The 26,210-nt window shown below is 28.8% G+C and carries 24 protein-coding genes and 1 pseudogene; 1 reads left to right on the plus strand and 24 read right to left on the minus strand.

The window, feature by feature from the left end:
- Window positions 1-36: 36 nt before the first annotated feature.
- The 3 genes from rpoD to OW763_RS07710 form a co-directional block, all read right to left on the minus strand.
- On the minus strand, window positions 37-1,149 hold the full coding sequence (rpoD, locus tag OW763_RS07700) for an RNA polymerase sigma factor RpoD (protein ID WP_268040508.1): 1,113 nt from the start codon (window positions 1,147-1,149) through the stop codon (window positions 37-39).
- 4 nt (window positions 1,150-1,153) lie between these two features.
- Window positions 1,154-2,956 (minus strand): DNA primase, encoded by a 1,803-nt coding sequence (dnaG, locus tag OW763_RS07705; protein ID WP_418921792.1) that lies wholly within the window; start codon window positions 2,954-2,956, stop codon window positions 1,154-1,156.
- 194 nt (window positions 2,957-3,150) lie between these two features.
- Entirely contained in the window at window positions 3,151-4,179 is a 1,029-nt protein-coding gene (locus OW763_RS07710; RefSeq protein WP_268040510.1) for a deoxyguanosinetriphosphate triphosphohydrolase, read from the minus strand.
- A gap of 150 nt (window positions 4,180-4,329) precedes the next feature.
- On the opposite strand from OW763_RS07710, the gene OW763_RS07715 reads away from it, so the two are divergent.
- Complete coding sequence (locus OW763_RS07715) at window positions 4,330-5,409, plus strand: CotS family spore coat protein (protein ID WP_268040511.1); 1,080 nt, start codon at window positions 4,330-4,332, stop codon at window positions 5,407-5,409.
- A 27-nt stretch (window positions 5,410-5,436) separates the two neighbouring features.
- Here OW763_RS07715 and ppdK read toward each other — a convergent pair whose 3' ends face one another.
- The 21 genes and pseudogenes from ppdK to hrcA all read right to left on the minus strand — a co-directional run bounded on the left by ppdK (window position 5,437) and on the right by hrcA (window position 26,040).
- Window positions 5,437-8,067 carry a pyruvate, phosphate dikinase gene (ppdK, locus tag OW763_RS07720; protein ID WP_268040512.1) on the minus strand — a complete coding sequence of 877 codons (2,631 nt, stop codon included), beginning with the start codon at window positions 8,065-8,067 and terminating at the stop codon, window positions 5,437-5,439.
- 59 nt (window positions 8,068-8,126) lie between these two features.
- Complete coding sequence (locus OW763_RS07725) at window positions 8,127-8,762, minus strand: transcriptional regulator CcpN (RefSeq protein WP_268040651.1); 636 nt, start codon at window positions 8,760-8,762, stop codon at window positions 8,127-8,129.
- A 245-nt stretch (window positions 8,763-9,007) separates the two neighbouring features.
- Window positions 9,008-9,649, minus strand: coding sequence for a DUF4342 domain-containing protein (locus OW763_RS07730; protein WP_268040513.1), 642 nt, complete (start codon window positions 9,647-9,649; stop codon window positions 9,008-9,010).
- Window positions 9,650-9,661: 12 nt separating this feature from the next.
- Window positions 9,662-10,411, minus strand: coding sequence for a DNA repair protein RecO (gene recO / locus OW763_RS07735; protein ID WP_268040653.1), 750 nt, complete (start codon window positions 10,409-10,411; stop codon window positions 9,662-9,664).
- 68 nt (window positions 10,412-10,479) lie between these two features.
- Window positions 10,480-11,364, minus strand: a complete 885-nt coding sequence (gene era, locus OW763_RS07740; protein ID WP_268040514.1) for a GTPase Era — start codon at window positions 11,362-11,364, stop codon at window positions 10,480-10,482.
- Window positions 11,365-11,373: 9 nt separating this feature from the next.
- Window positions 11,374-11,772 (minus strand): cytidine deaminase, encoded by a 399-nt coding sequence (locus OW763_RS07745; RefSeq protein WP_268040515.1) that lies wholly within the window; start codon window positions 11,770-11,772, stop codon window positions 11,374-11,376.
- Between the two features lie 92 nt (window positions 11,773-11,864).
- On the minus strand, window positions 11,865-12,545 hold the full coding sequence (locus OW763_RS07750; RefSeq protein WP_268040654.1) for a diacylglycerol kinase: 681 nt from the start codon (window positions 12,543-12,545) through the stop codon (window positions 11,865-11,867).
- A 98-nt stretch (window positions 12,546-12,643) separates the two neighbouring features.
- Entirely contained in the window at window positions 12,644-13,147 is a 504-nt protein-coding gene (gene ybeY / locus OW763_RS07755) for an rRNA maturation RNase YbeY (protein WP_268040516.1), read from the minus strand.
- Window positions 13,148-13,151: 4 nt separating this feature from the next.
- Entirely contained in the window at window positions 13,152-15,209 is a 2,058-nt protein-coding gene (locus OW763_RS07760; RefSeq protein ID WP_268040517.1) for an HD family phosphohydrolase, read from the minus strand.
- Between the two features lie 40 nt (window positions 15,210-15,249).
- On the minus strand, window positions 15,250-16,413 hold the full coding sequence (yqfD, locus tag OW763_RS07765) for a sporulation protein YqfD (protein ID WP_268040518.1): 1,164 nt from the start codon (window positions 16,411-16,413) through the stop codon (window positions 15,250-15,252).
- A 3-nt stretch (window positions 16,414-16,416) separates the two neighbouring features.
- Complete coding sequence (yqfC, locus tag OW763_RS07770) at window positions 16,417-16,713, minus strand: sporulation protein YqfC (protein WP_268040519.1); 297 nt, start codon at window positions 16,711-16,713, stop codon at window positions 16,417-16,419.
- Between the two features lie 242 nt (window positions 16,714-16,955).
- A pseudogene (locus OW763_RS07775) lies at window positions 16,956-17,216 on the minus strand (GatB/YqeY domain-containing protein).
- A 97-nt stretch (window positions 17,217-17,313) separates the two neighbouring features.
- The gene (gene rpsU / locus OW763_RS07780) at window positions 17,314-17,496 is read right to left on the minus strand and encodes a 30S ribosomal protein S21 (RefSeq protein ID WP_268040520.1); all 183 of its coding nucleotides are present in this window, start codon (window positions 17,494-17,496) and stop codon (window positions 17,314-17,316) included.
- Between the two features lie 139 nt (window positions 17,497-17,635).
- Window positions 17,636-17,980, minus strand: a complete 345-nt coding sequence (locus OW763_RS07785) for a histidine triad nucleotide-binding protein (protein ID WP_268040522.1) — start codon at window positions 17,978-17,980, stop codon at window positions 17,636-17,638.
- An 81-nt stretch (window positions 17,981-18,061) separates the two neighbouring features.
- The gene (gene mtaB, locus OW763_RS07790) at window positions 18,062-19,363 is read right to left on the minus strand and encodes a tRNA (N(6)-L-threonylcarbamoyladenosine(37)-C(2))-methylthiotransferase MtaB (RefSeq protein WP_268040524.1); all 1,302 of its coding nucleotides are present in this window, start codon (window positions 19,361-19,363) and stop codon (window positions 18,062-18,064) included.
- Complete coding sequence (locus OW763_RS07795; protein ID WP_268040526.1) at window positions 19,363-20,118, minus strand: 16S rRNA (uracil(1498)-N(3))-methyltransferase; 756 nt, start codon at window positions 20,116-20,118, stop codon at window positions 19,363-19,365. Before OW763_RS07795 ends, mtaB begins: the two co-directional genes overlap by 1 nt.
- Window positions 20,119-20,133: 15 nt before the next feature.
- Entirely contained in the window at window positions 20,134-21,084 is a 951-nt protein-coding gene (gene prmA, locus OW763_RS07800) for a 50S ribosomal protein L11 methyltransferase (protein WP_268040527.1), read from the minus strand.
- 121 nt (window positions 21,085-21,205) lie between these two features.
- Complete coding sequence (gene dnaJ, locus OW763_RS07805; RefSeq protein ID WP_268040528.1) at window positions 21,206-22,330, minus strand: molecular chaperone DnaJ; 1,125 nt, start codon at window positions 22,328-22,330, stop codon at window positions 21,206-21,208.
- 123 nt (window positions 22,331-22,453) lie between these two features.
- Window positions 22,454-24,301: a molecular chaperone DnaK gene (gene dnaK / locus OW763_RS07810; RefSeq protein WP_268040529.1), complete on the minus strand. Its 1,848-nt coding sequence runs from the start codon at window positions 24,299-24,301 to the stop codon at window positions 22,454-22,456.
- Window positions 24,302-24,353: 52 nt separating this feature from the next.
- On the minus strand, window positions 24,354-24,962 hold the full coding sequence (gene grpE, locus OW763_RS07815; RefSeq protein WP_268040530.1) for a nucleotide exchange factor GrpE: 609 nt from the start codon (window positions 24,960-24,962) through the stop codon (window positions 24,354-24,356).
- A gap of 7 nt (window positions 24,963-24,969) precedes the next feature.
- Window positions 24,970-26,040 carry a heat-inducible transcriptional repressor HrcA gene (hrcA, locus tag OW763_RS07820; protein WP_268040531.1) on the minus strand — a complete coding sequence of 357 codons (1,071 nt, stop codon included), beginning with the start codon at window positions 26,038-26,040 and terminating at the stop codon, window positions 24,970-24,972.
- Window positions 26,041-26,210 lie beyond the last annotated feature (170 nt).

Genomic DNA, 26,210 nt, shown 5'->3' on the forward strand with positions numbered 1-26,210 from the left:
AAGTTAAACTTTACTCTTTTTGAAAACATCTTATCTCTAATCCAAATAATCCTTTAATTTTTTACTTCTACTTGGATGTCTTAACTTTCTTAAAGCCTTAGCTTCTATTTGTCTGATTCTTTCTCTAGTTACATTAAACTCTTTTCCAACTTCTTCAAGTGTTCTTGCTCTTCCATCATCAAGTCCAAATCTAAGTCTTAGAACCTTTTCTTCTCTAGGAGTTAATGTATCAAGTACATTAATAAGCTGCTCTTTTAGCATTATAAACGCAGCTGCTTCAGCTGGAGCTGGAGCCTCATCATCTGGAATAAAATCTCCTAAATGGCTATCTTCTTCTTCTCCAATAGGAGTTTCTAAAGACACTGGTTCTTGAGCTATCTTCATAATCTCTCTAACTTTATCAACTGGTGTTTCCATAATTTTAGCTATTTCCTCTGGTTGAGGTTCACGTCCTAATTCTTGAATTAATTGTCTTGAAACTCTGATAAGTTTATTTATTGTTTCAACCATATGAACAGGTATTCTTATAGTTCTTGCCTGATCAGCTATAGCTCTTGTTATCGCCTGTCTAATCCACCATGTAGCATAAGTACTAAACTTATAACCTTTTCTATAATCAAATTTTTCTACAGCTTTTATAAGACCTAAATTTCCTTCTTGAATAAGATCAAGAAAAAGCATTCCACGCCCAACATACCTTTTCGCAATACTAACAACTAATCTAAGGTTTGCTTCAGCCAACTTTTTCCTAGCAAACATTTCTCCTTCTTCTATTCTCTTAGCTAAATCGATTTCTTCTTCAGGCGCTAAAAGAGGTACTTTCCCTATTTCTTTTAAATACATTCTAACTGGATCATCTATTGATATGCCTTCTGGTACAGATAAATCTAATTCTTCTTCTTGTTGTGTCTCAACATCTTTTGCATTTCCAATTATTTCAATATCCATTGACTCAAGAACTGCATAAACTTTTTCTATTTGTTCAGGAGTTAATTCCACATTTTCTAGTTCATCCATAATTTCTTTATAAGTCAAACTAGATTTTTTCTTTCCCTTATCAATAAGACTTTTTACTATTTTCATTTTTTCATTATTATCTTTTATAGTAGTTTTTTTAGAAGTATTTTTCCTTTTGTTCTTTTCGGTCATTTAATTACCTCCTTTCACACTTGTTAATTTGCATTATTTCATTTTGAATTATCTCAAATTCCTTTACAAATTTTAATGATTCTTGAAATAATCCTTTTGATTCATATTCTTTGATTTTCTTCATAATTTCTTTTTTCGACTCCTCCAGCTTAAATTTTTTAATTTCTCTAATATAATCATTTACAAGCTCTTGATAATTCTCTTTATTTATAGGTTCAATTTGTTCAATAATTATCCATTCTTTTAAAGTTTCTGTATCATTACATCTAGCCTCTATATAAGCTTCTATATTTTCAATATCATTTTTTATATTTTCACTTATTAGATTAAATATTTTTTTATGGCTATCTATTATTAATTCTTCTACACTAATAACACTTATTATATATTCATAATTTTCAATATCTTGAAGCATAATTTTTATCAAATTACGTTCTGCTTTTACATAAGCAGGCTCTAAGTATAATTTTTGTCCAAAATCATTTCGAGTATACATATTTTGTGTAATTTTTACATTTTTTTGAATTTCTTCACTTAGTAAATCGTATATTGCTTGTTGTTTTATGTTTGTTTCCTCTGAAATTTTTCTTATGTAAACATCTTTTTCAACAGGATCCAATTCTGAAATAATTTCAGCAACCTTATGTATATATTTTATAGTCATTTCTCTGTTTTTTAAATTCAAACCATACTTAGCCATTTTTATTCTATAATCAATAAAAGGCAAGGAACTTTCTACCAGCTTTGAAAAAGCTTCTTTACCATTATTTCTAATAAATTCATCTGGGTCTTTACCTTCTGGAACTGTTAAGACTCTCAAATCGAACCCTTCTTTTTTCAATATCTCAAGTCCTCTTATAGTAGCTTTTTGTCCCGCTAAATCTGCATCATATGCTATTATTATTTTATCAGCATATCTTTTTAATAATTTAGCTTGATTAGATGTAAGTGCTGTTCCCAAAGAGGCTACAACATTAGTAATCCCATATTGATGCAAAGATATGCAATCCATATACCCTTCCACAATAATTAATGTTCTATTTATATTATCTTTTATAGCAAAATTTAATCCATAAAGATTTGTTCCTTTTTTAAACACTTGAGTTTCAGGAGAATTTAAATATTTAGGCTTAGAATCATCTAAAACTCTTCCTCCAAACCCAATAACTTTTCCTCTGTAATCAAACACTGGAAATATAACTCTCTCTCTAAACCTATCATAGAAAGAATTATTTCTACCTTTTATGATTAATCCCACATTAAGCAAATCGAGCTCAGAATATCCTTTATTCTTTAAGTATTTAATTACATTATTCCATCCTTTAAATGCATACCCTAATCCAAATTTTCTAATTGTATTATTCTGAATTCCTCTTCTCTTCAAATAATCAATAACTATTTTTTCATATTGAAGATTTTTAAAATAGTATTTTGCTGCTTCTACATTTATTTTGTAAAACCTTTCATTTGTATCTCGTTTAGCCTTGCTATTATCATCAATATCTATATCTATATTTGCCTTCTCCGCAAGGTATTTTATTGTTTCAACGAAAGGAAGGTTTCTAATCTTCATAACAAACGAGATTACATTACCAGCTTCACCACATCCAAAGCACTTATATATCTGCTTATCCTGAGACACACTAAAGGAAGGTGTCTTTTCATGATGAAATGGACAAAGCCCTACAAAATTTCTTCCAGCTTTTTTCAATTTCACATTTTCAGAAATAATATCAACTATATCATTTTGTTCTTTGACTTTCTCAATTATTTCTTCACTTATCACTTGAGTTTCCCACCCAGTCATTATTTTAAATTTGTTTTTAAATCAACCATGTATGTATTCGACAAAAAAACATAATATCCTTCTTTAATTTTTCAAATTTCTATAGATATATATATTCTTTAGAAAACAGAAATTTCCTTCATTTTTTTCATATTTCTCTATTTTAATATTTACTAATGTATTTTTTGATTTATTTGTAAATTTTATTCATATTTCTAATACATTACAATCTTTGGTACATATAATTCATTAAATAAGTATAAACAATAATCATCACTCATACCAGAAATATAATCTGTAACTCCAACGCAAAGCCCTTCCTCTTCTACTATTTGTAAATAAAATCTAGGCATATTCTGAGGATTTTTCAAAAAATAATTATAAACTTGTTCTAAAACAAATTTAGCCTTATACCTTTCTTTTTTTAGTATTTCCCCATTATAAATATTATCGAACATATATTTTCTTAACTCTACTAAGCTGCGTTCTATTTTGTAACTTAACCCTACTTCAATTTTATCTTTTTCTATATTATTTAAAGTAGTATAAATACAATCTTTGACAAGAGTACCTATTCTTTTTCCGTGAGTCTGTCCTAAAGTTTGAAGAAATTCTCTAGGAATCTCCTCTTTTCTTAATAAGTCCGCTCTTATTGAATCATCTATATCATGATTAACATATGCAATTTTATCACTATATCTAACCACTTGTCCCTCTAAAGTAAAGGATTTTTTTTCCTTTCTAGAAAATCCACTATGATGTAATATACCATCTAGCACCTCTTTAGTCAAATTTAACCCTACCCCTTGTTTTTCTATTTTTGAAAGTACTCTTATACTATTTTCATTATGTTTAAATCCTTTAGGATTTAATTTGTCCAATACTTCTTCTCCATTATGAGCAAAAGCTACATGTCCTATATCATGTCCTAATGCTATGGCTTCAATTAAATCTATATTTAATCCTATTCCCCGACCTATAGTTTTAGCTATTTGGGCTACTTCTAGAGTATGCGTAAGTCTAGTTCTATAATGATCTCCCCATGTTTTTATATAAACCTGCGTTTTATGTTTCAATCTCCTAAAGGATTTACTATGAATTATTCTATCGCGATCTAACATAAATACTGTTCTTATACTATCTTTTTCTTCTATTTTTTTTCTTCCTTTAGTGTTTGATGAAAAAGCAGCATACGGTATTAAAATATTTTTTTCATCGTATTCTATCTTCTCTCGTATATTCATTGAAAAGCACCTCTTCGCGCTAATTTTATTTCCTTCTTTCTATAGTATTTCTATACTTTTATATGAAATTCCTTTTTTTATAACTTAAATGTATAATATATAAACTTTATTAATATGTTTATATTGAAGCTTTTTTTAAGGAGTGTTACTATGCCTGAATCAGCTAAATCATACAACTTTAACTTATTGTCTGAAGAAAATGTAAAAAGATCAGTTTTACCTTTCTATAACTTAGAAAATTCACAGGTAACTGCAATAAAATTCAAAAATACAGATAAACAAAGAGCTGTTTACAAAGTAACTTATTTAAGTAAACAATATTGTTTAAAAAAAGTTTACTTTAATAAAGAAGAACTACTTTTTGTTTACTCTGCTATTGAATGGCTATACCGAAATAATATACGTGTCCCTAAAATTCTTCCTACTAAATACAATGGTCGATTTGTCAATTATAAAAACATGCTATTTATATTAACACCATGGATTGATGGAGATAAATGTGACTATGATTGCCATGATCATTTAATAAAGTCTTCCTATAATCTAGGTTACATGCATAATATTTGTTTAAATTTTACTCCAATAATAGGAAGTTTTAATAGAAAAGGATGTAATGATTTTTATAAATCTATTAACAAACATTTTGAAAATTTACTTTCAAACTCTAATTTAGCCTTCAAATACAAAGATTATTTTTCAAAAACTTTCTTAAATGATTTCGGTAAAGGGATCTACTTAGCACAAAAATCACTTGAAGCTTTGAGCAAAATTAATCCTGATAATTTGACAGTATCTTTATGCCATATGGATTATGTGAACAAAAATATAATATTTGATAATTCTTCAAATATATGGCTAATAGATTTTGACAAATGTAGAATGGATTATGCTGTTCATGATTTTTCTTATTTTTTTAGAAGACTTCTGAAAAGAGATAATACTGATTGGAATATGGACATTCTACTAAATTGTTTAGAATCTTATGAAAAAATACGTCCATTAACTATTGATGAATACAACTATTTACTAGGTTATTTAGCTTTTCCACAAAGATATTGGAAAATTTCTAGAGACTATTATAGAAATATACGACAATGTAACAAAAAATCATTTACAAATATATTAAAAAAATCCACTAAACATTTTGATTCTCAAATTAAATTTGCAGAAAGTTTTTCTTGTTATATTGAAAATAAATTTAATACTACAAAAAAGTCACCTATATATTAAACGGTGACTTTTTTATACTAAAATTTATTATCTAAGATTTTTTATCTGAGCTTGAGCTGCTGCAAGTCTTGCTAGTGGAACTCTAAATGGTGAACATGATACATAATTAAGTCCTATTCTATGACAGAATTCAACTGATGATGGATCCCCTCCATGTTCTCCACAAATTCCAATTTTTAAATCTTTTCTTGTTTTTGTTCCTAATTGTACTGCCATTTCTATTAGTTTACCCACACCACTCTGATCTAATCTTTGGAATGGATCAGATTCATATACATTCTTATCATAATAATCATTTAAGAATTTACCTGCATCATCTCTTGAAAATCCAAAAGTCATTTGAGTTAAATCATTTGTTCCAAATGAGAAAAATTCAGCTTCTTTAGCTATCTCATCTGCTGTTAACGCTGCTCTTGGTACTTCTATCATAGTACCAACTAAATATTTCATATCAATACCCTCAGCAGCTATTATTTCATCTGCTGTTTTAACAACAATATCTTTAACATATTTTAATTCTTTTCTTTCTCCAACAAGTGGAATCATAATTTCTGGAACAATATCATATCCCTCTTCTTTCTTAACTTGAATTGCTGCTTCTATTATTGCTCTCGTTTGCATTTCAGCAATTTCTGGGTATGAAACCGTAAGTCTACATCCTCTATGACCCATCATTGGATTAAATTCATGCAAGTTTTCAATTGTAGATTTTAACTCTTCAAAACTCAATCCCATTTCTTCAGCAAGGTCTCTTATATCTTCAATTTCACTTGGTAAGAATTCATGTAGTGGAGGATCTAAGAATCTTATTGTTACTGGTCTATCCTGCATAGCCTTATAAATACCTATAAAATCTTTTCTTTGCATTGGAAGTAATTTTTCTAATGCTTTTCTTCTATGCTCTTCATTATCAGAAACTATCATTTCACGAACAGCAGGTATCCTTTCCTCATCAAAGAACATATGCTCTGTTCTACAAAGTCCAATTCCTTCAGCTCCAAATTTAACCGCTTGTTCAGCATCTCTTGGAGTATCAGCATTAGTTCTTATTTTTAATCGTCTAATTTCATCTGCCCAAGCCATAAATGTTCCAAAATATCCTGTTATTTCAGGAGATACTGTTTTTAATACATTTCCGTATACATTTCCGGTACTACCATTAAGAGATATATAATCTCCTTCTTTATAAGTTTTTCCTCTAACAATAAAGTTTTCTTCTTTTTCATTTACTTTAAGTTCTCCGCATCCAGCTACACAGCAAGTTCCCATTCCTCTTGCCACAACTGCTGCATGTGAAGTCATTCCTCCTCTTACTGTAAGTATTCCTTCAGCGGCTACCATACCTTCAATATCTTCTGGTGAAGTTTCTAATCTTACTAAAATTACTTTCTCACCTTTCTCATGATGTGCTTTAGCATCTTGAGCTGTAAAATAGATTTTACCGCAAGCAGCACCTGGTGATGCTGGTAACCCTTTAGCAATAGGCGTATGTTTTTTTAATTCTTCTTCATCAAAAGTTGGATGAAGTAATGAATCTAACTGTTTAGGTTCAACCTTTAACAAGGCTTCTTCTTTACTTAATGTTCCCTCTTCTACTAAACTAACAGCAATCTTTAAAGCTGCATTTGCTGTTCTTTTTCCATTTCTTGTCTGTAAAAAATATAATTTACCTTGTTCTATAGTAAATTCCATATCCTGCATATCTCTATAGTGTTTTTCAAGTTTTTCAGCTATATCCATAAATTCTTTATAACATTTTGGAAGATCTTGTTGTAATTTTGAAATTGGCTGAGGAGTTCTAATCCCAGCTACAACATCTTCTCCTTGTGCATTTATTAAGTACTCACCAAAAATTTTATTTTCACCAGTAGCAGGATTTCTTGTAAATGCCACACCTGTTCCCGAATTATTTCCCATATTACCAAATACCATTGATTGAACATTTACAGCTGTTCCCCAACTAGCTGGTATATCATTTAATCTTCTATATACTATAGCCCTAGGGTTATTCCATGAACTAAATACAGCTTTTACTGATTCCATCAACTGTTCTTTAGGATCTTGTGGAAATTCCTTTCCAATTTCTTTTAAGTATAATTGTTTATATTGAACTACAATATTTTTTAGATCTTCTGCATCTAAATCTGTATCATATTTAACACCTTTTTGTTCTTTTACGCTATCTAAAATATCTTCAAATTTTCTTTTTTCTAGTCCTATTGCAACATCGGAGAACATTTGAATAAATCTTCTATAAGAATCATATGCAAATCTTTCATTGTTTGTAAGCTTTGTTACTCCTTTTACTGATTCATCATTTAGTCCTAAATTCAGTATTGTATCCATCATTCCCGGCATAGAAACTCTAGCACCAGATCTTACTGAAACAAGAAGAGGATTTTCTTTATCACCAAATTTTTTACCTGTCACTTTCTCAGTTTCTGAAAGCGCTTCTTCTATTTGCTGTACAATATTATCTGATATTATTTCTCCATCTTCATAATATTTTGTGCAAGCTTCTGTAGAAAGTGTAAATCCTTGCGGAACAGGTATCCCTAAATTTGTCATTTCTGCAAGATTAGCACCTTTCCCTCCAAGAAGGTTCCTCATACCTGCATTACCTTCATTAAAAAGATAAACATACTTTTGATTTTTCATAAAAACATCCCCTTTGTATTTTGTCTTTTTATTATACGGGTTTCCCCGTTAAACACTTATTATTGATTTTCCTCACCCATTTTCACAAAAAGACGTGTTATGTTTGTCTTTGAAAGCTTACCTACTACCTTAAATTTCTCTTCATTTTCCTCTGTGAATTTTTCAATTACTGGTAAGCTATCCACCTCACGTTCAATAATTTTTTGCGCAGCTGAATAAGCATCTTCTTCTGGTTCAACAAATATTATATTAGGCATTCTTGTCATAATTATTCCTACTGGAACTTTGTTTATATCAGTTCCCCCTATAGCGATTTTTAAAAAATCCTTTCTAGAAACCGCTCCAACTAAGCATCCATTATTTTCTACAAAAATAGTTCCTACATCATTCAAAAACAAATTTACTATAGCATTATAAACAGTAGTCTGTTCATCTAAAGTAACAGGCTTTGACATTATATCTTTTACCTTAATTTTTTTTATGTAATCATATACTATACTTGAAGTTGGTTTTTTAGAATATATATATCCAACCTTTGGTCTAGCTTCTAATATCGCTGTCATAGTAAGAATAGCTAAATCTGGTCTTAACGCTGCTCTAGTAACTCCTATTCTATTTGCTAATTGTTCACTTGTTATAGGTTGATTTTCTTTTACTAATTCTATAATATCTTTTTGTCTTGTTGAAAGCTTAATTGTTTTCGACCCCCTCTATGTTAATGCTACTACATTATATCATGTGTTTAGTAAATTAGCATAACACTTTTATTTATTTATGACTCATTTTTAAAAAATATTTAGATAAATGATATACTTTTCTTCAATTACCTCTTATTTGTTACTATATTTATGGTATATATATGTTTTGTTTTCTACAATTTTATTAAAGTAGCACTATATATTATACACTTTAGCCTATACTAAAAAACAAAACGACAGCATTATATGCCGTCATTGTTTTCTTTACCTACATCATCAATTTCTTCAAAAGTTACAGTATATTGATAAACATTGTCATCTTTAGCATCTTTCTTTCCAATATCAAACTTATCTTTCATATCATTTTTTGCATCATCAACTTTGTCTTTCATATCATTTTTTACATCATCAACTTTGTCCTTCATATCTGTTGTTATATCATCTACTTTGTTTTTTACATCTTTAGCTTTATTTCTTATTATTTTATTAAACACTTCAACCGAACCATCACTTTTTACTATTTCTACTGTTATCTTTGTAAACACTGCTGTTAATACTCCTACAGCTACAAGTGGTGGCCACAAAAGAGCTACTGCTCCAGCAGCTAATCCCATATTAACTGGAATATCCACAATTACTTTTTTATCTTTTTTTATTCTAATCCTATTAACATTACCTTTCTTAACTGTTTCCTTCATCCATTTCATAAACTCATCTTTTGTAGTATATAAATCATCTTTAATATTGCTTTGGTTCTTTTCAATATATATCAAAGCATCAACTACATTGCCATCACACTTTTCTAAAGCTTCTTTGGCTTCAGTATAAGTAACTCCTGTTCTTTCCCTAATAATATCTATTTTTTCTAAAGAAATTTCACTCATGAACTCACTCCCTTATAAATATTTAAATATTTCTAAACTTTTAGGTTTCTTAGAATAACTTTGAGAAATAAATATGTTTAAAATTTTATATATTTCATTTTTCACTTCCCGGGGTATTGAAATCCTATTTATATTCTCCAACTCTATATTATTTAAAAATCTTAATATACTATATCCAGTATAACTTATATTAGTACCATTACTCCTTCTACAATTCCTACATATACCACCGTGATATTGAAAACTTATATAGTTTGAACTTATAATTTTTTTACCACATATACTGCATCTATCAAAATCGAAACCATATCCTGTAAACTTTAAAAGCTTCATTTCAAAGCATCTTGTTAAAATTTCCAAATCCACCGCTTTGTTTTTGATAAGATAAAAAGCTTTAACAAATTCTTTAAAAAACTCCCTTATGCTTTCTTCATCATTTAAAGCTATTATTATTAATTCACAAAAATAAGATGCATAGGTTATTGAATCAAAATCCTTTAATATTCCTTGAAATGAATCTATTGTTTCAACTTCATTTATTGTATATAAGTTTTTACCTCTATAAAGTACATATTCGCCAAAGCAAAAGGGTTGTGTAGACGATAGAAATTTACTTTTACTAGTTTTAGCACCTCTTGCTATTGATGAAATTTTTCCTAATTTCTCACTGAACAACCATACAATTTTATCTTTTTCCTTAAAATCCTGAGTTTTTAGAACAACAGCTCTGCTTTTAAATATTGCCAGAAAACCATCTCCTATTTATTATTATAACCTATTTATATAAACAAATAACAGTATTTTTTTTATTTTTTTGTAAAATTTTCCTTTTATTCTCTATATCCTAATTCTTTTAACATGAATTTACTATCACGCCACTCTTTTTTTACCTTAACCCAGATTTTAAGATTAACTTTTGCATCTAAAAACTTTTCCATATCTTGTCTTGAATAAGTTGAAATTTTCTTAAGCATTCTTCCACCTTTACCTATAATTATCCCTTTATGTGTATCCTTTTCACAAAGTATGTTTGCATCTATATGATAAGTTCCAATTTGATTTTTTTTCATAGAAATTATTTCCACAGCAATTCCGTGAGGAACTTCTTGTGATAAAAGTTTTAATGATTTTTCTCTAATTATTTCAGAAATCACAAATCTTTCTTGTTGATCTGTTATCATATCATCTGGATAATATTTAGGTCCTTCTGGCATATACTTAGCCATTAATTCTTGAAGAGTATTGATATTTTTTTTTCTTTTAGCAGAAATAGGTATTATTTCGGCAAAATCCATATACTTAGAGTATGCTTCTAGTGCTTTTGCAACTATTTCTGGATTATTTTCATCTATTTTATTTATAACCAAGAATACAGGTTTTTCACTATTTTTTAATCCCTCTAATATCATTTCATCTCCTTTTCCAATTTCTTCTTCTGGAGTTGTCATGAACATTACTAAATCAACTTCTCTTTTCGCTTCCTGTGCACTTTTAACCATGTATTCACCGAGCTTATGTCTTGGCTTGTGAATACCTGGTGTATCAACAAAAATAATCTGATAATTATCTTTTGTTAATATTGCATGTATATTATTTCTTGTAGTCTGTGGTCTACAAGATACTATAGATAGTTTTTCCCCTATTATTGTATTTATAAGTGTAGATTTTCCTACATTAGGTCTTCCTATAATTGTTACAAATCCTGATTTAAACATAATTCCTCCTTATTTTTGTAAGTCTTTTTTTGTAAATGCTCCTGGAAGTATTTCATCAATTTTTTTTATTACATAATCATTTGCATTTTTTACAAGTATTATATCAGTATTTTCATCGCAAAACTCGCTAATAACCTGCCTACAAATTCCACATGGATAAGTATATGTAGAAGTATCTCCAACTAACGCAATAGCTTTAAGATTTCTATTTCCTTTTGATACAGCACTGAAAATAGCACTTCTTTCAGCACAATTAGTTGCACCAAAAGATGCATTTTCTATATTACATCCTCCATATATTTTATTATCATCCATAATAACTGCTGCACCTACTTTAAAATTAGAATAAGGTGCATAAGCGTTCTCCCTAAATTTCAGAGCCTCTTCTATTAAATCTCTATATTCCATAACCTTTCCTCCAAAGTATTAAATTTGTCATATAGATAGTATCTAGATTATATCATGTCTTGATAGTAATTTAAAACCTTCGCATTAATATTTTAACCAAAAACTCTAAAAATCAACATAGTGAGAAATATTCCCAAAACCCCTCCAACCACAACTTCAAAAATAGAGTGTATTTCTGAATCCACTCTACTTTGAGCAATAATAAATGCCATAAGATAGCTAAGTATAATAATGACAGGTTCTTCTGTAAGTAAAACTATAGTAGTTGCTATAGAAAACCCTATAGCACTATGACCACTAGGCATTCCTCCTTTTAATGGAGTTCCTTCCCCAAATATAGCTTTAACTATTATAGTTGCTAGTGAAACTATAACTAAACTTAAAAAAATCATATATGGATTTGAATTTCTAATTTTTCTCATAACAATAAAAGTAAAAGGACTTAATCGATCACCAAAAATAATGTATCCTACTAAGACTGAATTTATTGCAGATACCAAAACTGAACCAGCTGCAACATTTTTAGCTATTTTAGCTAGTGGATGATAATAATTAGTTGTAGCATCAATAGTACATTCTATTGCAGTATTAATCATCTCACATACAAGAACCATTGTTATTGTTATTGTTATTGTTATTAATTCTATTTTAGTTAAATCATAAAAAAAACAAGCTGTTAATACAAGTAAGGTTGCAACCATATGTATCCTCATATTTCTTTCATTTCTTACTGTATATATCATTCCTTCAATTGCATAGTTAAAACTATCCATTAATTTTTTAACTTTTCTCACACACATTCACCCCTAAATTCAACTCAGAGAGTAAAAAAAATTAAGAGTAAGAGTTTTACTCTCATCTCCTAACTTTTTTAGTTTCTTGTAATATTAAATTCGTTTAATATTTCTTCTTCCCTTTTTCTCATTCTATCTTTATCTTCTTCCAACATATGATCATATCCTAAAAGATGAAGTACCGAATGAACTGTAAGATAGCATACTTCTCTTAAAAAAGAGTGCCCAAACTCCTGATTTTGTTGTTTAGCCCTTTCTAAAGATAACACAATATCACCTAAAACAAGCTTTCCCTCATCAAGATCAGCCTCACAAAACTTATAGTCTATATATACTTCTTTATATACGCTTCCATCTTCATACTCTAACATAGGAAAGGATAAAACATCTGTAATACTATCAATATTCCTTTGTTCTTTGTTTATTTCTTTTATTTGCTCATTATCTATAAAGATAACGCTCACTTCACTATCAATATTTACCCCTTCTTCTTTAAGTGCATATCCAATTATTCTTTCTACATTTTTTATCAATTTTTCAGTAACTTCTATCTTATTCTGTCTGTTATCTATATATATCATTTCATTAATCTCCTTTGTTTTTTATGTTTTTTTCTGTAGGATATTCAATTCTTTGATGATATATTCCTGATAGTGTCTTTAAAAAAGCTTTTCTTATTTTGTTAATATCTTTTAATGTCAAATCACAATTATCAAGCTGATATTCATTTAGTCTAGCCTTAATTATATTATTTACCATTTCTTCAATTTTACCCTTTGTTGGTTCATTTATTGACCTTACAGCTGCTTCTACACTATCCGCAAGCATTAATATAGCAATTTCTTTGCTTTGAGGAATAGGTCCTGCATATCTAAAATCTTCTTCTTTTACTTCTTCAGGTTTTTCACTAGTGTTTTTAGCAGTAATATAAAAGTATTTCACAAGTGATGTTCCATGATGCTGTTCTATAGCATCTTGAATTACCTTAGGAAGCTTATATTCTTTTGCAATTTCTAATCCATCTTTAACGTGAGAAGTAATTATCAAAGTACTTAAATTAGGATTAATTTTATCATGAGGATTATCTTTTCCTATTTGATTTTCTTTAAAAAACATAGGTCTTTTAATTTTTCCAATATCATGATAATAAGCTGAAACCCTAGCGAGTACAGGATTACCTCCAACTTGTTCAGCAGCTACTTCAGCTAAATTAGCTACAAGTACACTGTGATGATATGTACCTGGTGATTCTAAAAGCAATTTTTTTTGTACTGGATGATTAGGATTAGATAACTCTAAAAGTTTTATAGTAGTTACTATATCAAAAACACTTTCAAATACTGGTAAAAAACCTATTGTTAAAACTGCAGATATACAACTAGCTATAAATGAATATCCTGAATTTTTCATTACCTGAAAAACATTATTACTTAATAAAAATCCTACTGTAAAAGTTAAAATTAAATTTATAGCACCTATAAACAAAGATGCATATAATATATCGTTTCTCTGCTGCAGCTTTTTAAGAACAATAGCTCCAAGTATACTATTTAATACTGTCAGCAAAGTTATTTCTATATTAAATTTAACAACTACACTTATTAATATACAGCTAATTATACTCATATTTAAGGAGATTTTATCATCAATCAAAAGTGTATACAACATTGGTATACATGCTAGTGGTATCAAAAAAGGTGTTACTGTACTAAATGTTCTTGCAAATAACACTGATATACATGTAAGTATATTGATCAAAATAAGTTTACTATTATCATAATAAATTTCTCTATAATACTTACGAAGATAAAACCATTGTATAAACATTACTAAAAGTACCAGCACACCTGCTGCTATATAAATATATTTATTATTATTATCATTTAATAATCCTAAATCTTTCAATATAATTAAGTCTCTTGCAGTTATTGGTTCTCCTTCTTTAACTACAGTTTGCCCTTTTTTTATCATAATAGGCTGTACCTTTTTCCTAGCCTCTGCCTTTAATTGATTAGTCTTATCTTCATCATAAAAGAAATTAGGTTTTATTTCTGAGTATCCTATGCTTTTTCCAAGTTCTCTTAAAACTTTTGAAAGCTTAGCCGCATTGAACTTAACATCAACAGTATCCTGTGCTTTTTTTATACTTTCTTCATTATCTTCTATATTGTAATTTAAAACCTTATCCATAATAGGTATTAAATTTTTCTTAAGCAAACTCATTTGTTCTTTATTCAGGCTCACAAAAGTTTTTATATCTTCTTCAGACAAATTAATTGACGTATCTTCTTTTAATTTCTTAATTTTTTCATCTTCACCAACAGAGTCACTATCAGCTTGCTTAGACGCATAAAAAAACAAACTCTCTAATTCCTCTAATATATTTTTTTTCATCTCCAAATTTTTGCTATATTTTTCTCCAACTGCTTCAGCAGCTTGTTCTTCTTTTTCCTCTGTCTTTAGCACATCCTTTACTTCTCTTGGTGCTTTAATATTAAACCTAGCAATTTCACCTTCTTTTAGATTATATTTTTTAGTTACTAAAGATGTAATCAAAACAACAAATATAAAGGTAAATGTAAACAAAAAAGTTATTATTCTTTTAGTTTTTCTACTGTCTATTACATATTTAAATTTATCCATTTTTTATAACCACATCCCTTTGTTTTTTAACTTATATATCTTAAGTAAGTTCATCATCTATTTCTATTTTCTTAGGCTGAGCTATATCTTCTTCTACTATTAATACAACTCTAACTTGATAGTTTTCTTCTTTAGTTTTAACATCTACTATCTTATCTATTATTTTAACAGATTTATCTAGTTTTACAATTATTTTAGAAAAAAGTTCCTTAGTAATCTTTTGGGTAATTTGCTCCTTATTAGGAGTATCAATCCGTTCCTTAACTTCATAATAAATTTCTTGTTTAATTAATGGTTTATCTATAACTATTTTATCATAAATCTTAAAATTATTTTCTGATTTCTTAACATAAATTTTTTTTCCTAAAACTTCACAATAAACATTTACTAATTTATTGCCTGTTCTCTCTCTTTTCACCTTTTTAGTTGAAACTTCTCCTATTTCTTCATAAAAAGTTCTAGCAATAACATTTGCATCAGAATGTACCTTATATGAACTCTCCTCCTTACCTTGTTCTCCTTTTACAAGCAAATCACCTTTTTTAACTATATCACCTTTTTTAACTATAGCAGTTCCTTCTGTTGTATAAACTCTTACAACCTCTCCATCTCTTTTAGCTACTATATCACAATAACTATCATCTATAACAATTTGAGGCGGCTGATGCCTTTCCACAATATTTATCTTAAGCTTTCCCCCTTCAATCCTTGCCCTAGCCCACATAATATCCTTATTATGCTTAACTATTTCATCTTCTATATCATATACATCTATTTTACTTTTATTAACTCCACAAGTAATACCAAAAGACTTTAATTGATTTCTGATTTCATAAGGAGTAATATTTTGTTCTGTTATTATTTCTATATCCCATATAAAGGTAGATAAACAGTAAATTATTATAGCAAATATTATTGCTCCACCTACTAGTGTTTTTCTCTTTTTAATTTTTATCATAAAAAATGATACGCCCCGCCTATCAATAATCTTTATTTTTGTATTAGTTCTTTTAGCTATAACATTTATTTTATGATAATTCTTAAGGTTTATGTCAATACAAAGTGTAGTTATATTTTTTCTTTTAATATTTTTAACACATATATTATTTTTCCAAAGCAAATTTATAAATTTTTCAGGAGTTATTGATTGAATTTCAATTGTCATTATTCCCTTTTTGTATTTATTAAAATTAAAATTCCTCATAATTTATTCCCCTTGCACTCTATTCCTATGATAGGTTATAGTTTTAAATTTCCCACTTATAATTATTGTGCTTCCCCCAATAAATCTTACTTCTAATCTTTCGCCCTCTATCAATATTAGTCCTATATTGGAATTTATTATCATTTTATTTTCTTCAAATAATACTATTCCCTTATGATTTTCAATAGCTATTTCATTATTCCCAGTAATAGTTATTTTAGGTATGTTTAAAACAACGTCCCTAGGCAAATCTAATTTTTGCGCAATATTTTCTCTTGTCTTATCTAATTTATCTCTCAATTTATGTTCTCCTCAAAATTTCTTTCATACTAATTTATGAAGAAATCTTTTAATAAATTACTAATTAAATACAAAATAAAAAGAACCAGCTTTTAACTGGTTCTTAAGTCAAACTTATAGATTTTTTATTTTAAATGTTGTTTTACAATTAAGCTGATGAGCTTACCGTATACACGCCATTTTAGTTTAAGCATAGCAATTAACATAACTTTTCACATGTCTTTTATACTATTTGCCCCTACTTAATCAACTACTTGGCTAATTATTTCAGCAATTTCATCTTCATTCAACTGCTTAGGAAGGTACTCTAATAAAATCTCTATTTCAGATTCAGTTTTTTAACTAAATCCTGTCTATTGCCTTTCTTAAACAGCAATAGCTTTTCTTCTCTGTTTTACTTTTTTTGATAAAATTCCTATAATGTCTTCATCATCTAACGTCTTATTATCAGTATTTTCGACCTGTAAAACAGCAGACCTTGCCATACTTAAAGTACTAGCCATAAATTATTTCTATTTATCATGGCATTTTTCTAATCTTGTTGTAATCTTTCTTTAAGAGACATACTTCAAGTACCTTCTTTCAGTATAACATTATATTCTATCTATGTTTTGCCTTTCTTCTTCTTGCCGCTTCTGATTTTTTCTTTCTTTTAACACTTGGTTTTTCATAGTGCTCTCTCTTTCTTACTTCAGATAAAACACCTGATTTAGCACATGATCTTTTGAATCTTTTTAATGCACTTTCTAAACTTTCGTTTTCTCTTACTTTAACTTCTGACACCGATTATCCCTCCCTCCCTAGCAGTATTCAAAGCTAAGTTGCTTATAGTTGCTGAGGGCAAAATAGCACATTGCTAATTATACAACATTATTTTATATACTGTCAACTGTTTTCACTGTTTAACTAAATTTTATCTTACTTAACCCGGTGGCCAGGTAAGATTTCTTCCACCTAACATATGAAAATGGATATGAGGGACTTCCTGTCCTCCATCTTTTCCACAATTCATTACTATTCTATATCCGCCTTCTTGTATATTAAGTTTTTTTGCAATTTCTTTACAAACTTTAAAGATATGAGCTATTATTTCAGAATCTTCATCAGTTATTTCATTTAAACTTTCTATGTGTTTTTTTGGAATTACTAAAATGTGCGTTGGTGCTGCTGGATTAATATCCTCAAAGCTCAATACCTTATCATCTTCATAAACTTTTTTGCTTGGTATTTCACCTTTTACAATTTTACAAAAAATACAATCTTCCATGTGTGTCACCTCCTTACCAACAATGTATAAGTATTCAACAAAAGTATGCTAAATTCCTTCTAATAACATTATTTTTTATACTTATAGAATTTCACCTATAATTAATTCATCTTCTATATTTTTTAAAGTAACATCTAATATTTTACCTTTTAAATCTTCTTTAAATTTTGAAATAACCTTTATATAATTAGGTGTGTATCCTTCATAGTACTCTTCTCTTTCACTTATTTTATGCTCATAAAGAACATTCGTTTTTATTCCTATGAATTTTTGCATAAATTCTCTTTCGTTATCTTTATTAAGGTTTATAAGTTTTTTGCTTCTTTCTTCCTTAATATTTCCATCAACTTGATTTTTCATAGCTGAAGCTTTAGTTCCTGTTCTAGGACTATATTTAAATATATGCATTTTTGCAAGTTTTATATTCTCTAGAAAATCATATGTTTTGTTAAACTCCTCTTCAGTTTCTCCTGGGAAACCTACAATTATATCAGTAGTTATAGATAAATCATGAATATTTTTTCTAAGTTCATCAACTATATTCTTATATTTTGCTGCTGTATATTTTCTGTTCATTCTTTTTAAAGTTTCATCACATCCACTTTGAAGTGAAAGATGAAAATGAGGACATAATTTTTTCAATTTACTCATTTGTTTAATAATATTTTCTGTGAAAAACTCAGGTCCAATAGAACCTATTCTTACTCTTTCAATGCCTTCAATTTCATCTATTTCGTGAAGTATATTTAAAAGGTTAATATCTCCATCTAAATCTGCTCCATAAGAAGAAATATCGATACCTGATAGAATTATTTCTTTAAAGCCGTGTTTAGCTAGTTCTGTAACTTCATTAACTACTTTTTCAGGTTTTTTACTGCATACAGCCCCTCTAGCAAAAGGTATTAAACAATATGAACAAAAATTGTTACACCCATCTTGAATTTTTAAAAAAGCTCTTGTCTTATCTTGATATTCCTTTATTTTTAAGTCCTCAAAAACTTTATTCTTAAGAACATCATTTACAACAACAATTTGTTTTTTTTCTTCTCTTGCTCTATTTACCCAATATACTATTTCTCCTTTATTTCTTGTTCCTAATACTACATCTATGTCTGCAACTTTTGAAACTTTGTCTGGAGCAATTTGAGAATAACATCCAACTGCTGCAATTATGGCATCTTTATTCAACCTTCTAGCTCTAGATATCATTTGCCTTGACTTTTTATCACTCATATTTGTAACAGTGCAAGTATTTATTACATAAACATCTGCTACATCATTAAAAGATACTACTTCATATCCATTTTTTATAAATTTTTCTGTCATAGCTTCTGATTCATATTGATTCACTCTGCATCCTAATGTAGCAAAAGCGACTTTCATTAACTTACCCCTCCTAAATCTCCCAATTCATACATAATTAAACTAACACATGTCAAACCCGCAGTTTCAGTTCTAAGTATCCTAGGACCTAAAGTAACAATGTGTGCACCATTATCCTTCAGACTTTTTATCTCTTCTTCTTCAAATCCACCTTCTGGCCCTACTACTATAGCAACCTTTAAAACTTGTTTGTCAAGCTCTTGAATAAGCTTTTTAATACCATAGTTTTCTGCATTTTCATATGCTACTACTATTAAATCCATTTCCTTTAATTCATCAATAAATTCATCAAATTTCAATATACTTCTAATATTAGATATCAAAGTTCTCTTGCTTTGTTTACATGCTTCAAATGCTATTCTATTCCATCTATCTAATTTTTTCATTTCTTTATTTATATCTTTTATAGAAGAAGATACTCTATTAGTTTCTATAGGAATTATTTCTTTAACTCCTAATTCTGTACACTTTTGAATGATAATCTCCATTTTTGAAGCTTTAGGAAGCCCTTGATATAAATATACTTCTATAGGACTTTCATTGTTAACTTGTAATTCTTTTAATATTTCAACTTCAACCTCACTCTTAGTAATACTTTGTATTTGAGTTAAGTATTCTTTACCATTACAGTTATTTATATTTACATTTTCTCCTTCTTTAAGCCGTAATACCTTGTATATATGTTTTACATCTTCGCCTTCAATTATAGCTTTATTTCCACATATCTTATCCTGTGATATAAAAAACTTATGCACAACCAACTCTCCTTCTTATGATTTTGCAATTATACAACACCATTCACCATCTATATTAACTTCTTCTATATTAAATCCACATTTTTTTAATTTATCCATAACATCCTGTTTTCTATCCAAGATTATTCCTGATGCTATGAAATATCCATCATCCACTATAAACTTTTTGACATCCTCAGCTAATAGTTTTATTACATCAGCTAGTATATTAGCAACTACTATATTAGCTTTACCATCTATAACTTCCATTAAATTTCCATAAAGTATTTCTATATTATCTATATTATCTATATTATTAAGTTTCACATTTTCCTTAGCTACATCTACAGCAACTGGATCAAGATCTACTCCAACAACTTTTTTAGCATTTAATTTTGATGCTGCAATTGCAAGTATACCTGAACCAGTTCCTATATCAAAAACGATTGAGTCTTCTTTTACATACTTCTCCAAAGCTTTAATACATAACCTTGTTGTCTCATGAGTTCCTGTTCCAAAAGCCATACCTGGATCTAATTCTATTATTATTTCATCATCTTCTTTATTATAGTTCTCCCATGTAGGTTTAACTACTGTTTTTTGCCCTATTTTAGTAGGTTTATAATACTGTTTCCAATTATTCGCCCAATCTGCTTCATTTACTTTTTTTACAATAACTGAGCCTTCACCTTTATTTATACCTAAATTATCCAACTCATCTATTTTTTCCTTTATATACTCTAAATATTCATCAAATTTTTCATCTTGCTTATAATACGCTTTTATAATAGCTCCTTCTTTTATACTTATATCCATCCCATTTTCATCAAACCAGTCAAATTCCCCTGGGTTCTTTTTCTTATCTTCTATATCTTCTGAATCCAAAATAGAAACTCCCTGTACTCCTGTATTATAGATTATCCCTGTTATAGCCTCCACAGCTTCACTGCTTGTAATAAGCTCTACTTCTAACCAATCTTTATCCATTATAAAAAGCACTCCTTCTTATGTTAAAAATTCTTTGCAAATTTAACTTATTTAATTATAATGCAACTCTTTAAAACTGTAAACTTAAAAACTTGTTTCTCTCAAATGAGAGAAACAAGTTTTATTTAAAACTATCCTTTATCTTATCAACAAAAGATTTTTTAATAGTATCTTCTATTTTTTCACCACTAGCTTCCATAAATTCTAATAATGTTTGTTTTTGCTTGTCATTTAAATTTTTTGGAATATCTACTATAATCTTAACATATTGATCGCCTCTACCATGTCCATTAACTTTTGGCACACCTTTACCTTTTAATCTAAAAACAGTTCCAGATTGTGTTCCTTGAGGCACCTTGTACTTAACATCTCCATCTACAGTTTCAACTTTCAATTCTGCTCCTAAAACTGCTTTACCAAAACTTATATGTTCTTCTATATATATATCAAAGCCTTTTCTATTAAAAAATTTGTGTGGTAAAACTCTAATATTTACATATAAATCTCCTGATGGACCCCCACTTTTTCCTGGTTCACCTTGACCTCTTAAAGGCAATACATTACCATTATCTACTCCAGCAGGTACCTTTATTTTTATTTTTTTATTTTTTCTAACTGTACCTTTTCCATGACATTTTGAACATGGATCACTTATACTCTTTCCTGTACCACCACATTTGTCACAAGTTGAAGTAGTTACAAAACTTCCAAGCGGAGTATTTCTTTGATATCTAACTTGACCAGTACCACCACATTTATCACAAGTTTTAGGACTAGTACCTGGTTTTGCCCCTGTTCCATTACAGCTTTCACAATTTTCATTTCTAGTAATAGATATTTCTTTTTCCACACCAAAAACAGCTTCCTCAAAAGTTAACTTTAAGGTATACTCAAGGTCAGCTCCTCTTATTGGACCATTTTTTCTTCTTCTAGATGAAAAACCTCCACCAAAAAATGAATCAAAAATATCTTCAAAACCACCCATATCAGAGAAATCAAATCCGCCTGCTCCGCCACCACCATTAAAATCAGTAGTACCAAATCTATCATATTGTTCTTTCTTTTGAGCATCTGATAATACTTGATAAGCTGCATTTGCATCTTTAAATTTTTCTTCCGCTTCCTTATTATCTGGATTTCTATCTGGATGATACTTCATTGCAAGCTTTCTATAAGCTTTTTTTATCTCATCTTCACTAGCGCTTCTTGATACTCCCAGAATTTCATAATAATCTTTACTAGCCATCCTTTATTTCCCACCACCTACTGTATTATTACCATATAAAATACATTAATCATTTGATTACTAAAATTAAGGGAAGGGTAATTACCCATCCCTTAATAACTTAACTATTTCATTATACCTAAATTATTTATCATCTTCAACTTCAAAGTCTGCATCAACCACATCATCATTCTTCTTATTTTCTGAATCAGCAGTTGCTCCTGTGTCTGCTCCTGCCTGTGATCCTTCCTGTGGTCCTGCTTGTTGATACATTTTTGATGATATTGCATGAAATGCTTCAGTTACTTCTTCTGTTGCTTTCTTAATAGCATCTATATCTTCTCCATCTTTAACTTTCTTTAACATCTCTAATTTTTCTTCAACAGTTTTTTTGTCTTCAGCTGAAATTTTGTCTCCAAGATCTTTTAATGTTTTTTCTGTTTGATAAGCAACAGAATCCGCATTATTCTTCACATCTATAGCTTCTTTTTTCTTTTCATCTTCAGCTGCATGTTTTTCTGCTTCTTTAACAGCCTTATCTATTTCTGAATCATCTAAGTTAGTAGAAGCTGTAATTGTAATATTAGCTTCTTTTCCTGTTCCTTTATCTTTAGCTGAAACATTTAGTATACCGTTAGCATCAATATCAAAAGTTACTTCAATTTGAGGTATTCCTCTTTGTGCTGGTGGTATATCTGTTAATTGGAATCTTCCAAGAGTTTTGTTATCAGCAGCCATTTTTCTTTCACCTTGAACTATATGAATATCCACTGATGTCTGATTATCTGAAGCTGTTGAAAATATTTGACTCTTTCTTGCTGGTATTGTTGTATTTCTTTCTATTAACGGAGTAGCTATTCCACCCATTGTTTCTATACCAAGTGTTAATGGAGTTACATCTAAAAGTAAGATATCATTAACTTCTCCAGTTAATACTCCAGCTTGAATTGCTGCACCCATAGCAACACATTCATCCGGATTAACTCCTTTAGTTGGTTCTTTTCCTGTAAAGTTTTTAACAGCCGCTTGAACTGCTGGAATTCTTGTAGATCCTCCAACAAGTACCACTTTATCTATATCTCCTACTGAAAGTCCAGCATCACTTAATGCTTTTCTCATTGGCTCAATTGTAGCTTCTACTAAATCATGAGTTAATTCATCAAATTTAGCTCTTGTTAAATTCATATCAATATGTTTTGGACCAGTTGCATCAGCTGTTACAAATGGTAAATTAATATTAGTTGTTGTTGATGATGATAATTCTATTTTAGCTTTTTCTCCTGCCTCTTTTAATCTTTGAAGAGCCCTGTTATCATTTCTTAAATCTATTCCATTATCAGCTTTAAAAGTTTCAGCTATATAATTCATTATCTTTTCGTCAAAATCGTCTCCACCAAGCTTAGTATTTCCATTTGTAGATTTAACTTCAAACACTCCATCTCCAAGCTCTAGAATAGATACATCAAAAGTACCTCCACCTAAATCATATACAAAAATCTTTTGAGTAGTATCCATCTTATCAAGACCATATGCAAGTGATGCAGCTGTTGGTTCATTTATTATTCTCTTCACATCAAGTCCTGCTATTTTACCAGCATTCTTAGTAGCCTGTCTTTCACTATCATTAAAATATGCTGGAACTGTTATAACTGCTTCTGTTACAGTTTCGCCTAAATAAGCTTCTGCATCTGCTTTTAATTTTTGAAGTATCATTGCTGATATTTCTTCTGGTGAATATTTCTTGTCTTCTATATTAACTCTATAATCTGTTCCCATATGTCTTTTTATAGAACCTATAGTCTTATCAGGGTTTGTGATTGATTGTCTTTTTGCAATTTGACCAGCAAGTCTTTCTCCATCATCTTTAAATGCTACTACTGATGGTGTAGTTCTAGCACCTTCTGCATTTGCTATAACAGTTGGATTTCCACCTTCCATAACCGCTACACATGAATTGGTTGTTCCTAAGTCTATTCCTATAATTTTTCCCATTTTGTTTACCTCCCATTAAGTTAATTTACAATTTCAAATTATTAATATTAAGCTAATTAGCTACTTTAACTAAACTATATCTTAAAACTTTATCTCCTCTTTTAAAGCCTTTTTGAAAAACTTCTACGATTTGATTTTTTTCAAAATTTTCGTCTTCAATATGCATTATTGCATTATGATAATTCGGATCGAATTCACAATCTGTTGAAATTTCTTCAACTTCAAGTTTTTTAAATGCATCTTCAAATTGTCTTATGGTAATTTCAATTCCTTTTTTTAAATCTTCTGCACTTCCATCTACTGAAATAGCTCTTACCAAATTATCTAAAACCGGAAGCATGTTTGCAAGTATATCTTCACATGCATTCGTATATATAGCTTTTTTTTCTTTCTCTGTTCTTTTTCTAAAATTTTCATATTCTGAACTTATTCTCATTAATCTTTCTTTTAATGAATTAGATTCATTGTTTAATTTTTTATTATCTTCTTTTAAATTATTTATTTCTTTTTCAAGTTGTAATACTTCATCATTATTTTCAGTTTCTTCAACTTCAATTTTCTCAGCTTCAACTTTTTCTTCAGTTATGTTCTCTTGATTATCCTCTATATTGGATTCACTCGATTTTTTTTCTAAATTTTCTTTTTCATTTTCCATATTCATTGTAATTTCACCTCTCGTCATCTCCAAAATAAATTTTATTGATATTTTCATTAAGTGTTTCCGCAAATTGTGTAAGCACTGAAATAACTCTAGAATAAGGAATTCTTGTTGGTCCAATAACACCTATACTGCCTAGCGGTTTATTTCCCAAACTATATATAGTAGACACAACACTACAGTCTTGAGCATCTGTTATAAAATTTTCTTTTCCTATACTAATATGCACATTGTTATTCTCATGTTCACCACAAATTGCATCATCAAATAATTTACACATTATCTGTTTATTATCTATTAAAGATAAAAACTGTTTTGCTTTTTCAATATCATTGTACTCAACATAATTAAATATATTGGCTGTACCTTCGCAATAAATTTCACTATTACCATCTTTACTCAAAGTTTCGTAAAGCACAGTAATAATAGCATCAAATATAGCTTCATATTTATTTAAATAATTTTTAATATCATTTATTACTTTTAAATTAATATCCTGTATTGTTAAATTATTAAGTTTACTATTTAAAACCTTAGAAATTTTTTCAATAATATCATTATCAATTGGCTTACTTACTCTTATAATATTATTAGTTATAAGACCATTTTGTGTAATAACAGTAACTAAAATATTATTGTTGTCTATGTTCATAAGTTGAATTAACTTAATACGACTATTTCTTGCTGATGGCATTTTAACTACACAAGTTAATTTAGTAAGTTCTGAAAGTAGTAAAATTGATTTTTTTACTATTTTATCTACTTCATATAAAGCTTCATTAATGAGTTCATCCTTTATTTTAAGTTCCTGTTCTAGACTTAACTTTGGTATTTCTAAAAGCCTATCAACGTACAGCCTATATCCTTTATCAGAAGGTCTTCTACCTGAAGAGGTATGTAATTGTTCAATATATCCCATATCTTCTAAGTCAGACATCTCATTCCTTACAGTAGCAGAACTTATACCTAAATCATATTTTTTAGCTATTGTTCTGGAACCTATAGGCTCTCCTGTACAAATATAATCACGAATAATAGCCTCTAATATCTTTAACTTTCTTTCATTTAGGTTAAAATCCATATCAATGAATCCCCCTTTTATTAGCACTCTATGTTGTTGAGTGCTAACGACTACGTCTTTAAGTTATCACTCTACTATTTTTTTGTCAACACCACTTTGTTTCCATAATTTATTTATTTCTTTCAATTTCCGTTGTATATTCAAATTTTCTTTAGAAATCTCTTTTTTTC

It is taken from the genome of Clostridium aestuarii, assembly GCF_026735135.1.
GTDB lineage: Bacteria > Bacillota > Clostridia > Clostridiales > Clostridiaceae > Clostridium_H > Clostridium_H aestuarii.

Coding starts and splice junctions, on each gene's coding strand:
- rpoD (WP_268040508.1), bottom strand. CDS start 1,149: ATGACCGAAAAGAACAAAAGGAAAAATACTTCTAAAAAAACTACTATA.
- OW763_RS07730 (WP_268040513.1), bottom strand. CDS start 9,649: ATGAGTGAAATTTCTTTAGAAAAAATAGATATTATTAGGGAAAGAACA.
- OW763_RS07760 (WP_268040517.1), bottom strand. CDS start 15,209: ATGGATAAATTTAAATATGTAATAGACAGTAGAAAAACTAAAAGAATA.
- hrcA (WP_268040531.1), bottom strand. CDS start 26,040: ATGGATTTTAACCTAAATGAAAGAAAGTTAAAGATATTAGAGGCTATT.
- OW763_RS07750 (WP_268040654.1), bottom strand. CDS start 12,545: ATGGATAGTTTTAACTATGCAATTGAAGGAATGATATATACAGTAAGA.
- dnaK (WP_268040529.1), bottom strand. CDS start 24,301: ATGGGAAAAATTATAGGAATAGACTTAGGAACAACCAATTCATGTGTA.
- OW763_RS07715 (WP_268040511.1), top strand. CDS start 4,330: ATGCCTGAATCAGCTAAATCATACAACTTTAACTTATTGTCTGAAGAA.
- dnaJ (WP_268040528.1), bottom strand. CDS start 22,330: ATGGCTAGTAAAGATTATTATGAAATTCTGGGAGTATCAAGAAGCGCT.
- era (WP_268040514.1), bottom strand. CDS start 11,364: ATGTTTAAATCAGGATTTGTAACAATTATAGGAAGACCTAATGTAGGA.
- OW763_RS07785 (WP_268040522.1), bottom strand. CDS start 17,980: ATGGAAGATTGTATTTTTTGTAAAATTGTAAAAGGTGAAATACCAAGC.
- grpE (WP_268040530.1), bottom strand. CDS start 24,962: ATGAATATGGAAAATGAAAAAGAAAATTTAGAAAAAAAATCGAGTGAA.
- dnaG (WP_418921792.1), bottom strand. CDS start 2,956: ATGACTGGGTGGGAAACTCAAGTGATAAGTGAAGAAATAATTGAGAAA.
- OW763_RS07710 (WP_268040510.1), bottom strand. CDS start 4,179: ATGAATATACGAGAGAAGATAGAATACGATGAAAAAAATATTTTAATA.
- ybeY (WP_268040516.1), bottom strand. CDS start 13,147: ATGATATATATAGATAACAGACAGAATAAGATAGAAGTTACTGAAAAA.
- prmA (WP_268040527.1), bottom strand. CDS start 21,084: ATGGATAAAGATTGGTTAGAAGTAGAGCTTATTACAAGCAGTGAAGCT.
- OW763_RS07745 (WP_268040515.1), bottom strand. CDS start 11,772: ATGGAATATAGAGATTTAATAGAAGAGGCTCTGAAATTTAGGGAGAAC.
- mtaB (WP_268040524.1), bottom strand. CDS start 19,363: ATGAAAGTCGCTTTTGCTACATTAGGATGCAGAGTGAATCAATATGAA.
- ppdK (WP_268040512.1), bottom strand. CDS start 8,067: ATGAAAAATCAAAAGTATGTTTATCTTTTTAATGAAGGTAATGCAGGT.
- yqfD (WP_268040518.1), bottom strand. CDS start 16,413: ATGAGGAATTTTAATTTTAATAAATACAAAAAGGGAATAATGACAATT.